This window comes from Ruminococcus sp. YE282 (genome assembly GCA_900101355.1).
In the GTDB taxonomy this organism is placed as follows: Bacteria; Bacillota; Clostridia; order Oscillospirales; family Acutalibacteraceae; genus Ruminococcoides; species Ruminococcoides bromii_A.
Genome location: FMUV01000032.1, coordinates 1 through 13,416, shown reverse-complemented (window position 1 = coordinate 13,416; position 13,416 = coordinate 1). Strand labels below are relative to the sequence as shown.

The window sequence follows — 13,416 nt, the reverse complement described above, 5'->3', positions numbered from 1 at the left end:
GTTTTACTTTTCCTCCATTTTCAATTTATTCGCAGGCACACACAGTCTGTCAAAAAGATTTTTAGTGTGCGAATTGGGTGCAGCGTCACGCTGCCAGTAAAATTCCTGTTGTGTGGATATAAAATACTTTACAGCATACCTGATAAAATCCATTACAGTTGTATCTTCAAGTCGGATTGTTAGGAATCCAAAACATAAAGTAACTGCTAATGGAATTACCATTCTTGTATTTGCAAGTATCAATACCGACAACAACATTGCTATACTCATAATTGCAAAATCTCTTAAGCTCCACAGCCACATATTTGCAGTAGCTTTTAGGTTTTGCGGATATAAATAAGTTGTCATAATACCTCCTTATTTCACGGCTTTCGCTACACCACGAGTGAGATTCACCGCAGTAGTTGTTGCGTGAATTACGCTTGTCATATTTACTCTTACGCTTGAATCAAGACCAAACTGCTGTGCAATTCTCGGTACTTCATTTGCTGACAGCATAATGCCTAACCCAAGTAGCATATTGCCTGGGAATGTCAGTAGTCCCAAAAACAACAACGTTGTTTGCATAAATGCTGTAAGACACAGTGCTGCAATTTGTTTCATCCATTGATTGAATCCATCATGATAGCCACGTGGCACACTAAACATATACAGCGAACCTACTGCCATTTGTATGAGCAGTATTCCACCTCGTTTGATGTTTGCAAAGAATATCTTTATCACGCAATAAGCAAAAGCTATCATTGCGAGAAGATTAAATAAACTAAAGTTTAATTGCGTTGATATAGCAAAACTGCCTTGTAAAACACTTGTACTCTGTCCTGCTAAATCGAGGGTTTGAGCACTTGCAAATAAGGCAGATAAATCCTGCGAAAAAGTATTTTGCAATGAGATACAGAACTTATATAGTTCAACAGGAACAACACCAAACAATGAGCAGGCAAAGAAGCCTTTTAGAACATTTATTGCAGTTGTTTTTATGTTTGCTCTGCCGTTCTGATATTCAATTGCTACATCAAATACAGCTACTACAGTTCCTGCAACAAACAATGCCCAGCCGAACATTGTAAACAAACTAACTGTTGCTTTAACCCAATCAAGGTCGAATATGTCAGCTCCCATATTTCCCATCATAGTAAAAAATTCAGCAACTGCGTTGTAAATTGTTTCATAAAACCACCTAAGCATCGTATCCCAGATAGCATTTGATATTTCTGTACCGAGATATTCAAACGTACTGCCTATGGAATCTCCGATACCACCGATAAAATCTCCTAACCAGTCAAAAATGATAATCACCTCCAAGTAAAAAGGCTGTTACGATTTCTCCTAACAGCCACTCATCAAATATTAAATTTTAAGGTTTGATAGTAATAATTGTTTTGCCCTTACTTTCAGCATAGCGAACAGTATTACTTGTTCCGCTTGGTTTGCCATCCCATACCGCTATAACATAGTCTGAATTATTAACCATATACTCGTTGCGTTTCTGCATACAGTCATTTGTATAATGCGTTTGCAACAAAGTTTCTTTATCGCATTTGCTGACTATATCAAAATATCTGTCACGCATCGGCTCACTCCACTTAACACATTGAGTTTCACAAGGAATTGCACACTCAAGAGTAATTTGTGGATATTTCTCTTTTAGAGACAAAATAATCTCTGCTGAATAAATATCAACACCCAAAGCCATGCCGACTATAAAATGCGTTACACCTTGCTCGGTAATAAGATATTCAACCTTTTCTCTTATTCTATGTTTAAGTAAAACACAGCGTTCATCTGCTTCGTTAAATCCAAATGGTAACTTCTGCGGTCTGTGACCTGTAAAACAACATACTTTTTTAACTTTCATACGCACACCTCTAAATATGTATTTACGATATATTCTATATCGCTAATACATAGTATATCACATAAATATAGAAAAGCATGTCGAAAAGTGCGTACAAAATAAAAAACTGCGTGTTTTTGCACGCAGTTCAACGAGTTACGAAGTTATTTGTCGTTTTTCGCTTGTTTTATCATCAACTCAACCATATCAAGAATACGCTTTCTATCTTCATTAGGAAGTGAAGCAAGCTCTTCTGAAATAACACTCTCTTTATATGGTCCTGAAACAGTAGTTACATCACAGAAAATAGCATCGGCTGATACTTCAAGTCCATTGAGTATCGCAATCAATTTCTCACATCTTGGAAAAGATGCACCTCTTTCAACAGTAGAAATATAATTAGTAGCAAGTCCAACCTTTTCAGCAAACTGTTCTTGAGTTAAACCAAGTCTTTCTCTACATTCTTTAATTCTTTTACCTATTCTCTTGTCTATCATCGCAGTTCACCTAAATCCTTTATCCATAAACTACATCGTTAATCATTAGTATATCGGATAAAAAGAAAAGTAAACAGACATTCTAATAAGGTTACTATGTATTAGCAGTATAGTAGAACTGAAATTTATTACTAGATTTTATTTTTAGTTTATAAAATTGTCCAAATATACAGCGGAGCTGTAAGAGAAAACACAAGACACGCAAACAGGATTGCCGGTGCCTGAAACTCAAACTGTCCATGCTTTCTGTAGTCCATATATGCCATAGACAGCTTAACAAAGAATAAGATAGCAAGTATCATATCCACAGCAGGAAATACAACATTGTTTACCACATTTTTAATCTGAGTTTGTGCAGTTGTCCAAGTGTTTTCGATTGCGGTAGATACATCCCCTGCTGCAAAGACAGGTAATGCTGAAATTGCAAACAGCAGTAAAACAATTGCAAAACCTACAGCAAATTTTAATGCTTTCATTTTATTTGACTTAACCATTATTTATCTCTCCTAATTCCTCTTTTGATATATATTTGATTTCAATTTTCAAGTGCTTTGCAAACTGGATTTCTTCTTTCATTCCTGATGTCACTCTATCACCAAACACCCAAATTGCATCACAACCAAACAACAACGATATACCTGCTTGTTTGCCGAGATTTCTTTCATCTTCAATGTCATCATCAAGAATGGTTGCATAAAAATGAGGTATAATCGGAGCCATACCTCTATCAAAAACATATTTTGCATACACTTTTGCATTTTCGATATTCTCTAAAACATTACCACCCAAAGGCGAACAAACATATACTTTTTTCATCATCAATCCTCGTCCTCATCTTTTTTGCGGAATCTGATAATCAAAAACGATACTAAACCACCTATTGCAACTGCACCTAAACCAATAAAGAAACCGATATTAGAGCTATCGCCTGTTTGTGGTTTATCAGGCTCAGGCTGTTTCTTATTGGTCATTTCAGCTTTGATGATTTGTCCATTCTCTGTAATTTCAAATTCATGAGGAGTTTTATCGATAATATATCCGTCTGGTGCATCAAATTCTTCGTAGGTGTATTTACCATAACCAAGTGTAAACTTTGCTATACCTTTTTCATCTGTGTAACTCTCAACAACAATATTTCCGTTCTCATCTTTGATACGGAATCCTGCGTTTGGTAAAAGCTCGCCTGTTGATACATCTTTCTTTGTGATTTCAAGTCCACCGGTGATAGGCTTATTTACGATTGGTTTGCCATTATTGATTTCGATTGTCTGAACTGATGTATTTTCATCTATGTAAGAAAACTCAAACTCATACTTTGTATCATCTATAACATAATGCTTGTCAGTAGTGTATTCCTGAACATAATATTTTCCGAATGGAATATCTGCTGTAAAGGTTGCTTTGCCGTTTTCTGAAACAGATACAATTTCAATCAAGCCGTCTTTAGGAATAATTGTACCGTCACTTGCTTTGATTTCTTCATTAGCATAGAGAGCAAAGGAAACATTCTGGATTTCGTCATTCTTTCCAATCTCTAATTCTTCGTTTACTTCAAGAATCTTTGTAAGAGTAATTTCTGCTTTCTGTCTTTTGTTGTTAATTGTGGTATTTGAGTTTGTAATTTCTACATTCTGACCAGCATATTTAAGAGTTACGGGATATGCCTCACGATTAAGAACATAGCCTGATACAGCTTTTGTTTCAGTAACATAATATTTGCCGAGATACAACTGTTTTGAAACAGCCTTACCATCATTCTTTATTGTCATAGTGTCAACAGTTTCACCCTTTTTGTATCGAACAGTTCCATCAGGTGTTGTAATATCTTCGACAGCTGTAATTTTAAATTCTGCATCACTTAATGTACTGTTACTGTAAACAGGCTGATACATTTTAAGTGCGTTTTCTGTTGCTTCATCTGCTGTTGATGTTTCATTGATTTCTTTTACTGATGAGAAAATATCGCCTGTTTTTGTTACAGTGATAGTGGCTTTCTGAGCCTTGTTGTACTTAACAAGCTCGATTGTTTTATTCTCGCCATTTACTTCAAAATCTATAGGTGTGCTGTCAAGGATATAACCTGTTCCTGCACTTACTTCAACAAGCTGATATTTGCCGTATGTAAGCTTAATCGGGAGTGTAATTGTACCTGTGTTATCAGTATAAAACACCTCTTTCTTATCTGCTGTAACAAAGCTACCATCAGAATTCTTAATCTTAAATCCGAAGCCTGAAAGTGGAATAGTTTTCTTAGTTTCAGCATCTTTCTTGATAATCTTTATTTCTGATTTTTTAAGAGTGTTATTGAATTTTACAATTGCAGTTTTTCCGTTTTCTACTGTAACTGTTTGTGACTTTTGAGTTTCGTATTCATCTGATACAATTTCGGTAATTGTGTATGTTCCTACCTTTAGATTTTTGATTTCAATCTCACCATTTGTATTTGTTGTTACTTCTTCCGAATAGTTATCGCCTGTGATTTTAAACTTTACATTTGCAACCTTGCCATCTTCGGAAGTCTTAACAATCTTTAAATTACCCTGACTTGTTTTAACCTTAAAATATGCTCTTACGGGGTCGTTATCATTTTCAACACCAGTGATTATATCCTGCATTGAGGCATCACCATACGGAACAAGAACAGCTTTGCCCACATTTGGCATTGCCTTTGCACAATTGAATGTAACTTCTTCAGTAATTGGTGATGAGGATTTTAAAGTTAGCTTATTGCCTGACTTTGAAACAATAACACCGTCTGTTGACTTAAAATCAAATTTTGAAAGAATGTTGTTTTCATCAGTAAGGGTCAGTTCATAGCTGTTACCATTTGCTTTAAGCTCATAGGTTTCTGATTTTGAAAGTACGGCTGATGCAAAGCTTGGAACAGTTGCATAGCTTGCAAGACTATTTGAAATTTCGTTATATACTTTCTTAATACCTGAGTTTGCACCGCCAGCTGTGATTCCGTCAATAAACTTTGTATTTGTACATTTAAAGTCATTCTTTGTTTCTCTGCAATCAGCAACAAACTCCCACACGATAAGCTGAGTTGCTACCCATTTTTCATCATCATTACCACTCAAGTTACTACTTGAACCAGACTTACCATAAAGCAAAGCTAGATTGATCGCTTTCTGTTTTGCTGAGCCTAAATCTCTCCAAACTGTTGTTGCATCTTTTTTGAGTGTATCGAAAGAAAAAAGACTGTGACCAGGTTCTATACAATAGGCTTCTTCATCATTTGCAAAAATCTTGCAAAGTTCTTCTCCTGGAACACCTACTGTGTAACCGTCATTAGTTGTTTTCTGCTGAAATTTGATTGTGTTGCCATTACTATCGTAGCAATAATCAAAAATGATTGTAACTTCATCACTTACCGCACTTACAGGAAGTGCAAAAATAATTGAAAATACTGTTATAACAGCAAGTAATACTGCGGTTGTTCTTGTGAGTTTGTTTTTAATAGTTTTCATAATAAAAAATCCTTTCATAAATAGTTAAAGGCAGAGTGTTGAATTACTCTGCCTTGCTTAAAATATTAAATTACATACTGATTAAATAGTTTTCGCTAATATCATCGGACTGTTCTGTTCCGTCTGTTATATTTACATACTCTCCGATTATTCCGAGTGCCTCATGATAGTTTTTGGCATCTGTAATACGACTGCACATTTCCTTTGCTTCATCAGCCATTCCGTTTCGCTTTAGAGTATGACTTGCAATTCCCATAAGATTGAAAATATTACCGTCCTGACCGATTAAAGCACAGTCGGGTTTTATCTTTTCTTGAAAACCACCAAGCTTATTATCAACATAATCGGTCAACCAAGTTCCTGCAAATGCTGTGTATGACTGCAATCTCCACATCGCAAGCTTACCAACATCAAGGTGAACATTATCAAATGGATAAAGAATACAGGTTAGACCTTCGTTTTCAAATATGCTGACATTTTTAAACTTCGTGTTATCAAGTAAGATTCCGTCTTTCTTTAACATCTCGTTGATACCATCAACCCAGTCTTTTACTTCACCTCCGCATCCCTGTAAGATAAGACCTTCCTTTCCATTCATTTTGCGAAGGTCGTTTGTTGTGATTTTGTTTATTTTCATTTTGCACTTTCCTTTCCATGAAAAAATGCACCCGATACTGGTCGGGTGCATAAGTTCTGATTTAACAATATATTATATAGATTTTGTTTTGTTCTGCTATGACATTGAATGTCAGGTCTGACGGTTCTATACCACTATCCTGATGAAAGTATGCGGTATACTCAACATCATTGTAACAATCGTTTAGCAGACTTTGCGTATCGCTGTAATATTCAGCATTTGTTGGTGAGAACCAACTTGCGTTTGATGTGTTAAGGGTTGAATCGTAATTCATACCAAGCTGTTTGCCGTAGGATATACAGGAGCTGACTACATACTGAATATCTATAGTTTTTGCTTCTGTTGGTGGTTGAGTAGGCTTTTCCGTAGGTTTGATTGTTGGCTTTTGGGTAGGAGGTTCAGTTACATTTTGTACTGGCTTTTGTTCAGGAATATTTTCTGTTTTAAATTCCTGATTTTCAATTACCTTACTTGTAGAATCTTTCGCAATGTTTTTAGTATTCGTTCTCACTTCCACCGTCTGTTTTGACTGCGTTTTATTGCCTAAATTCTGCCCACTGTCGGCTTTTTCTTCGGTTTGGGTATCAGTTTCCGTAGGCTCTTCATTTGGTAACACAATGGCTTTTTCGGTGGTTGTAATTTCAGTAACATTTTCTGTCGGCAAGGGTTCTGAGCTTTCAGTAGATGAAGAAACATCCGCAGTCGAAACCACGGATGTTTTATTATCTTCATTTACTTTTTCTTCTGCTGTACAAGCTGTGAATGTTCCTGTTGCTAATATTAAAGTTAATACTATTGCGATTCTCTTTTTCATATTATCGCTCCTTTCAAGCAACATTATATCCACAAAATTTCAAATGTCCAGTAAATATTATTAAAGTTCTAACAATTTATCATTTTCAAAATAATATATATTTTCCTTTTTATAGCCATATACAGAGTTTTTTATACCAATATGTGGTTCAAATGTAAAAAAGTTAACTTCCTTTAATTTACACTGGTTTCCTTTTTCAATATAAACTCTATCATCCTTATTCTTTACAATAGAATGTCCTAAATTACCTAAAAAATCTAAATTAATGAATCCGTGAGAAATAATATAATCATTCATATGAAAATATAATTGCTCAAAACTTGTATTAGGAGTAGCATACTCAAAAAGTTCTTGATGCAACAAGTCTTCCATTGTTAACCCCTTTCTCCATTCATCATTTTTTATATCTTTAGTATTGTTTACAACTATACCGTCTTCAATAATAATTGTTCTGGCATAATCACCCCATATATTTAAATTTTGAGGGCTTAAATCAATTGTAATAATATCGTTTGAGTTTATTTCTTTATCTGCAGTATTATAGTTCTTTCCTGAAATTGAAAGTGTAGTTTCATCGTTAGAAAAAACAAATGCACCTACATCCCAATACCAAAAAGAATCTGCACCTAATTCAATCATCTTACTCTCGCATTTTTTTCGCACATCAATTAATGACATACCAACCTTAATCTCTGATTTTATATAATCAATGGTTTTCTTTGCGATTTCTTGTACTTCTTTGTACTTCATAATATACCTCACAGAAATAAGCTTAGAATAATTATATCACACCAAACAGCAACATTCAACTAAGCTAAAAACTAACCTTCTGCTTTTCAGCCCACAGCAGAGAAAGATGTATAAGTGCATCTCTCTGTTCTTCCTCAGACAAACTATCAAGAAAATCTTCCAGCGTTATATCCTCACTATCTTCATCTGCTATATCAATACAGTTATCGCAGAGTTTCTCTCGCTTGATAACCACTGAGCCGTCATTCTGCTCTGTAAATGAAAGTATATCATTGTACCTAAATCCAATACGCTTACGTATTGCATAAGGAATTGTAATTCTTCCTTTTTTGCCTAAAACTCTGTATATTGTCATTCCTCAACCTCTGTTTCTTCTGACTCAAGCTTTGCTCTGCAATCATCACAGAGGCACATATTATTGACTGCTTCAATAACAATTTTGCCGTTTGTAGCAGAAATCTCAACTGGTGTTTCATCCGTAAGTCCTGACACAATTACTGCATCTAACGGTACACCTATGTAAACTAAATTATTTATCATTTCGTTTTGCATGATATTATACACTCCTTCAAAATTTTTTCTATTGTCATTTGTTCTTCATTCGTATAATCAAACAAGCTTAACTGTAACGGTTTACTATTAAATCGCTCACACATATCATAATTGCTGATAAGCAACTCAGGAAACTGCTCTCCTGCATTAGTTCGTTGTTTCATACTATGAACTCTTGTAAAATCAGCAAATGAAGAGCCTTTATATAAATCTCTTATTTCACGGCAATCATTATATGATACAAGCCACTTTCCTTTAGCATTTCTAAGCACTTCTCTCAATCTTAAATGGTCATCCCAAGTAAATCCACACTGATATACATATTCACTTGAGAAATATGGTGGATCACAATAAAAGAATGAGTTATCTCTGTCATAATGCTTAATAAGTACCTCAAAGTCCTGATTTTCGATTACAGTATTGGCAAGCCTTGTACCAAGCTGTTCTATCAATTTAAACAAGCTTACTAATGAAAATGGCTGACACGCAAAACTTTTACCTGAGCTTGAATAGCTGTATCGCAGAGATTTAAGAAACATAACAGCTCTACGTAAATCATAGTCTTGTTTAAGTCTGACATACATTTCTACGATTTCATCGGCTTGTGGAGCAGGCAGAAGTTTTTTTGTAATTTCCAATTCCTCTTCAAGATATTTATCATTAAACTGCTCACGCTTAAAGAAATCTTTTATTGCGTTGAAGTCATCTCTTGCATTAAGAGGATAAAATCCAAGCTCTTTAATAAATGCCATTGGTCGCTCTCTCATACAACGAAAGAGGTTTACAAGATTATGATTAAAATCATTGTAAATCTCAAACTTATCAGGCTTATTCTTACCTAACAGCACTGCACCTGAGCCTCCGAATGGTTCTATGTATCTTTCGTAACCAAGTGGAAACACAGCGTACAAAATATGAAGGATGGAAGTTTTATTTCCCATCCAGCTTACAGGGGTTCTAATATTCATCACCTCAATTTTTTATCAATCGCCCCTGAAGCAACGTGACGTTGCATCCAATTCGTGTAGATAGCTCCATATATACAAAGCTTTTGTGCCCGAGAGTAAACAAGCAATTATCTATAAAATGATAAAGCCGTTGACTAAGTTTTTTAAACCTAATCAACGTCTGATATATGTTAAGCTAATACCAATCGCTACGGAACGATTGATATTAGTCGTTATTTACTTATTCAGTTTTATTATTTTTGTAATTTTTGAGCTGTTCATCTGCTTTTGATGATGCATTCATAAGTGCCATAACTACTACGCCTATAAAGCAACCAACGAACAGACCTATTATAAATCCAATCATAATATTTCACTCCTCGTGTTTATTATTTCTGATTTCAACATCAAGCAAGCTTCGACCTATTGCAGAAATGACAGGCACAGTTACTGCATTTCCTGCCATTTTATAAAGTCTGCTATCTGAAAGACCTGTTGCTTTTGCTTTATAAAACTGCTCATATGTAAAGCCTTGTAATCTCCAACATTCAAGAGGAGTAAGTTTTCTTATTCTGCCAAAGTGGATTTCACCGTACTTATCTTTAAAAATCAAAGCAAACGGTGAGTCCTCATCAAAGATATTTGCTACATCTTCCTCTGTAATGCCGTCTATAAGTATTCCAGAATGTTCAGCCTTGCGGTTACTTATACCCGAATCATATCGAGCAGTAATACATCTTGCAATATCGGTTATTTTAGACTCAGGATTCATATCTATAAAGTAATATGCTTGTGTACTGCTTGTTGTGAGTGTATGTGCAATTTGGTTTCCTACACGACCTCTTCTTGAATTTTGCCCAGAAAATGCTGTGTCTATACTATCTCCTGGGTATGCAATTTGATATCCGCTTTTAGTTTTTGAGATAATTCTTATACCACAGCTATTTCTAAATTCATCATCAAAATCATTTTCCAAGCAATACATCCCTGTTTTACCGGCGAATCCACCACCTGAACTTGTCAGAGTAACGCTAACCCCATTAGTTGAATATATGCGTTCTCCTTCTTCGCCTGATAACCTTTGTACAGGAGCTTTTGGATTTGCTTTAGTGAAAGATAATATTTCGCCTCTACATTTCTCTCGATTATATCCGATAATATACACTCTCTTTCTTGACTGTGGAACTCCGAAATCTTTGCTGTTACACACTTGCCACACGACATCATACCCCAGCTCATCCAATGTACAGAGGATTGTTTGAAACGTCCTGCCTTGGTTATGGTTAAGCAATCCGGGTACGTTCTCAAGAAACAGATACTTAGGTCTTTTAGCGGAAGCAATTCTTGCAATATCGAAGAAAAGCGTTCCTCGCACATCTTCAAAGCCTCGTCTTTCTCCAGCAATTGAAAAGCTTTGACAAGGGAATCCTCCGCAAATAAGGTCGATATCAAGTAATGATTCAGGATTGATTTTTCTTGCGTCATCAAAATACAGTTCTCCCTTCGTATCATACATAGCTTCGTATGCTTGCTTTGCGTATTTATCAATTTCACAGTAACCGACACACTCAAAACCACCAACAGCTTCAAGTCCTGAGCGAAAACCACCAATACCTGCAAACATATCTAAGAATTTGATTGGCATAGCTTATCCAACCAAATTTAAAATAAATATCACCTCGATTTTAAATTGTAGATTTCATAAAAATATATTTTTTCATTGTAAAAACTCCTTACTAATTTATTGAATACAATTTCTATTGTTGGGCTTCTAATTTGTGTTTTCATACTTACCTCTTCCTTTAATTTGGTACAAAAAAGAGCCGATCTTATATTTCTATAAAATCGACTCTGTGATTTAATATTAAGTTTTAAAAAGTTATCTAATGATAGAAAGATATTCATCCAGCTGTCTTTCTTCAAGCTCAGCAACGAAATCAGCAAACGGTTCTAAATTACCATTGACAGCATATTCCTCAAGAAAATTAAAATAATCAAGCTTATCTTCCTTATTAACTGAAACAGGCAAGAAACCGTGCTTCATAAGCTGATAGTTCGTAATAAGTCTTGATGTTCTGCCATTACCATCAACAAATGGATGAATCTTTACAAATTCAGCATGAGTCCATGATGCTAATTCAATAGGATTTAAATCTGATTTAAAATTAAGGTTAGAAAAGAAATCTTTTATCTGATAATACATTTCACTTGGCACAGGTGGCTTATGCTTGGCACCTGTTATACGCACGTCAACATTACGATAAATACCACCAACTAAAATATTTTCCATAAGAATTGAATGTATATCTTTTACGATATTTTCATCAAGAGGTTTATCTTCAGCAATACAGTTTTTTACATATGAAAAAGCCTTATTATGATTAACAACCTCATAAATCTCACGTAAAGATTTCCTACCTATGGAAATCTTATCTTCAAGCAAAACCTTAGTTTCAATTAGCGTAAGAGTATTACCCTCGATAGCTGTAGAGTTATGAGCATACTCAATTTCAAATGCTTTATTGAAGTTCTCAAAAATATTTTCGGAATTACTTGTTTGAATTTTCAAAAGCTTTTCTTTTTTATCTAACAATCTTTCGTAATTCACAGACTCACCTCCCGTGTAAATTAAAAATTCTTATTTCTTGTCAATTAGATTTTGTAATTTCTCAACTGCTTCTTCTTTAGTAGCAGAATCTTTTACAATTTGAATAATTGAATTCATAAGGACATCGAATTGTTTATCTGTCATATGTTCGTCCATATCTTGCCTTTCCGACACAAAAGCCTTGATTATGAGTCTTACCCCACAACCTCATCATATCATTAAATAATTTTAGATAAAAGAAAAAGAGTAGCAATAAATGCTACTCTTTGTGGCTCCCCCAACTGGGCTCGAACCAGTGACATCATGATTAACAGTCATGCGCTCTACCGACTGAGCTATGGAGGAATGTGTAATTGAATGATTCGGTAGCTTCACTCAATTTGGATTTTGTCCTCAAACTAAGTAATAGTGTCAAGTACTTAAATGTACGTAGCCACTACCGACTGAGCTATGGAGGAATGTTTCCCTCAAGACATTATGTCTTATATGTCAAAGCTGAGACTTTAGTATACATGAATTTTACCACATAAACGCTTGAAAACCAAGCATTTCGGTGAAATTCCACTCGGACGTTGAGAGTGACTGTAACACTACCGACTGAGCTATGGAGGAAAATATAGCAAAACACCCCAAAGGGTGAATGCAAAGTGTTGGCGTCTTCCTATCTTCCCAGGCCGTCGCCAGCCAAGTATTTTCGGCACTACTGAGCTTAACTTCTGTGTTCGGTATGGGAACAGGTGGACCCTCAGCGTCATCAACACCAACTATTAATTTGTATATATTAAGCTTCTTGCCTTTTACGCACTTTGGTGACTCGTGCGGGAATCGAACCCGCGTTGTCGGCGTGAGAGGCCGAAGTCTTAACCGCTTGACCAACGAGCCATTTGTGAGGTCTTCACAAGGGGCTCTTTTCTTTAAGCCCCTTGAAATACCTTTTATGGTGCACCATCAGGGGCTCGAACCCGGGACACCCTGATTAAGAGTCAGGTGCTCTACCAACTGAGCTAATGGTGCATACTGTACTTTCGTACTCAGGAAACGCCCTGAAAACTGAATAAAGAAGAAATAAAGAGAAACAAAACATAAAGACCAAAGAAATATGGTCAAGCCCTCGACCTATTAGTACTGCCAAGCTGAATGCCTCACGGCACTTACACACGCAGCCTATCAACCTCGTAGTCTACAAGGGGTCTTACTCGTTAAAACGATGGGATATCTAATCTTGGAGTCGGCTTCACGCTTAGATGCTTTCAGCGTTTATCCGATCCATACATAGCTGCCCAGCTGTGCCACTGGCGTGA

Annotated in this window: 17 protein-coding genes, 3 tRNA genes and 2 rRNA genes; all 22 read right to left on the bottom strand. The window is 35.6% G+C overall.

Going from position 1 to position 13,416, the window contains the following annotated elements:
* Nucleotides 1-3 precede the first annotated feature (3 nt).
* Entirely contained in the window at nucleotides 4-348 is a 345-nt protein-coding gene (locus BLP46_RS09555) for a hypothetical protein (RefSeq protein ID WP_207645230.1), read from the bottom strand.
* A 9-nt stretch (nucleotides 349-357) separates the two neighbouring features.
* Nucleotides 358-1,299 carry a conjugal transfer protein TrbL family protein gene (locus BLP46_RS09550; protein ID WP_318259570.1) on the bottom strand — a complete coding sequence of 314 codons (942 nt, stop codon included), beginning with the start codon at nucleotides 1,297-1,299 and terminating at the stop codon, nucleotides 358-360.
* Nucleotides 1,300-1,357: 58 nt separating this feature from the next.
* Nucleotides 1,358-1,858, bottom strand: coding sequence for an SLOG family protein (locus BLP46_RS09545; RefSeq protein ID WP_092978499.1), 501 nt, complete (start codon nucleotides 1,856-1,858; stop codon nucleotides 1,358-1,360).
* Between the two features lie 143 nt (nucleotides 1,859-2,001).
* Nucleotides 2,002-2,334: a helix-turn-helix domain-containing protein gene (locus BLP46_RS09540; RefSeq protein ID WP_092978497.1), complete on the bottom strand. Its 333-nt coding sequence runs from the start codon at nucleotides 2,332-2,334 to the stop codon at nucleotides 2,002-2,004.
* Nucleotides 2,335-2,483: 149 nt separating this feature from the next.
* Nucleotides 2,484-2,828, bottom strand: a complete 345-nt coding sequence (locus BLP46_RS09535) for a DUF3852 domain-containing protein (RefSeq protein WP_092978496.1) — start codon at nucleotides 2,826-2,828, stop codon at nucleotides 2,484-2,486.
* Nucleotides 2,821-3,153 carry a DUF7768 domain-containing protein gene (locus BLP46_RS09530; protein ID WP_318259567.1) on the bottom strand — a complete coding sequence of 111 codons (333 nt, stop codon included), beginning with the start codon at nucleotides 3,151-3,153 and terminating at the stop codon, nucleotides 2,821-2,823. Before BLP46_RS09530 ends, BLP46_RS09535 begins: the two co-directional genes overlap by 8 nt.
* On the bottom strand, nucleotides 3,153-5,807 hold the full coding sequence (locus tag BLP46_RS09525) for a SpaA isopeptide-forming pilin-related protein (RefSeq protein WP_167669239.1): 2,655 nt from the start codon (nucleotides 5,805-5,807) through the stop codon (nucleotides 3,153-3,155). The genes BLP46_RS09530 and BLP46_RS09525 overlap by 1 nt, the downstream gene beginning before the upstream one ends.
* A gap of 70 nt (nucleotides 5,808-5,877) precedes the next feature.
* On the bottom strand, nucleotides 5,878-6,444 hold the full coding sequence (locus tag BLP46_RS09520) for a hypothetical protein (protein ID WP_092978494.1): 567 nt from the start codon (nucleotides 6,442-6,444) through the stop codon (nucleotides 5,878-5,880).
* A 61-nt stretch (nucleotides 6,445-6,505) separates the two neighbouring features.
* Nucleotides 6,506-7,258: a hypothetical protein gene (locus tag BLP46_RS09515; protein WP_092978492.1), complete on the bottom strand. Its 753-nt coding sequence runs from the start codon at nucleotides 7,256-7,258 to the stop codon at nucleotides 6,506-6,508.
* 60 nt (nucleotides 7,259-7,318) lie between these two features.
* A complete protein-coding gene (locus BLP46_RS09510) occupies nucleotides 7,319-8,008 on the bottom strand; it encodes a M24 family metallopeptidase (protein ID WP_092978491.1) in 690 nt (229 codons plus the stop codon).
* 64 nt (nucleotides 8,009-8,072) lie between these two features.
* Nucleotides 8,073-8,363 (bottom strand): AbrB/MazE/SpoVT family DNA-binding domain-containing protein, encoded by a 291-nt coding sequence (locus BLP46_RS09505; protein WP_092978489.1) that lies wholly within the window; start codon nucleotides 8,361-8,363, stop codon nucleotides 8,073-8,075.
* Nucleotides 8,360-8,560 (bottom strand): hypothetical protein, encoded by a 201-nt coding sequence (locus tag BLP46_RS09500; RefSeq protein WP_092978487.1) that lies wholly within the window; start codon nucleotides 8,558-8,560, stop codon nucleotides 8,360-8,362. The genes BLP46_RS09505 and BLP46_RS09500 overlap by 4 nt, the downstream gene beginning before the upstream one ends.
* Nucleotides 8,545-9,528, bottom strand: a complete 984-nt coding sequence (locus BLP46_RS09495; RefSeq protein ID WP_318259564.1) for a DNA adenine methylase — start codon at nucleotides 9,526-9,528, stop codon at nucleotides 8,545-8,547. The genes BLP46_RS09500 and BLP46_RS09495 overlap by 16 nt, the downstream gene beginning before the upstream one ends.
* Nucleotides 9,529-9,748: 220 nt before the next feature.
* Complete coding sequence (locus tag BLP46_RS09490; RefSeq protein WP_092978485.1) at nucleotides 9,749-9,874, bottom strand: DUF3789 domain-containing protein; 126 nt, start codon at nucleotides 9,872-9,874, stop codon at nucleotides 9,749-9,751.
* A gap of 6 nt (nucleotides 9,875-9,880) precedes the next feature.
* The gene (dcm, locus tag BLP46_RS09485; protein ID WP_092978483.1) at nucleotides 9,881-11,152 is read right to left on the bottom strand and encodes a DNA (cytosine-5-)-methyltransferase; all 1,272 of its coding nucleotides are present in this window, start codon (nucleotides 11,150-11,152) and stop codon (nucleotides 9,881-9,883) included.
* Between the two features lie 234 nt (nucleotides 11,153-11,386).
* Nucleotides 11,387-12,115 carry a Fic family protein gene (locus tag BLP46_RS09480; RefSeq protein ID WP_092978482.1) on the bottom strand — a complete coding sequence of 243 codons (729 nt, stop codon included), beginning with the start codon at nucleotides 12,113-12,115 and terminating at the stop codon, nucleotides 11,387-11,389.
* A 30-nt stretch (nucleotides 12,116-12,145) separates the two neighbouring features.
* A complete protein-coding gene (locus tag BLP46_RS13350; protein ID WP_318259563.1) occupies nucleotides 12,146-12,271 on the bottom strand; it encodes a hypothetical protein in 126 nt (41 codons plus the stop codon).
* A gap of 113 nt (nucleotides 12,272-12,384) precedes the next feature.
* A tRNA-Asn gene (locus BLP46_RS09475) sits at nucleotides 12,385-12,460 on the bottom strand.
* A 303-nt stretch (nucleotides 12,461-12,763) separates the two neighbouring features.
* Nucleotides 12,764-12,880: ribosomal RNA gene (rrf, locus tag BLP46_RS09470) — 5S ribosomal RNA — on the bottom strand.
* A 42-nt stretch (nucleotides 12,881-12,922) separates the two neighbouring features.
* Nucleotides 12,923-12,997 (bottom strand) — tRNA-Glu (locus BLP46_RS09465).
* A 56-nt stretch (nucleotides 12,998-13,053) separates the two neighbouring features.
* Nucleotides 13,054-13,129 (bottom strand) — tRNA-Lys (locus BLP46_RS09460).
* An 85-nt stretch (nucleotides 13,130-13,214) separates the two neighbouring features.
* Nucleotides 13,215-13,416, bottom strand: a 23S ribosomal RNA gene (locus BLP46_RS09455); the annotation flags it as partial.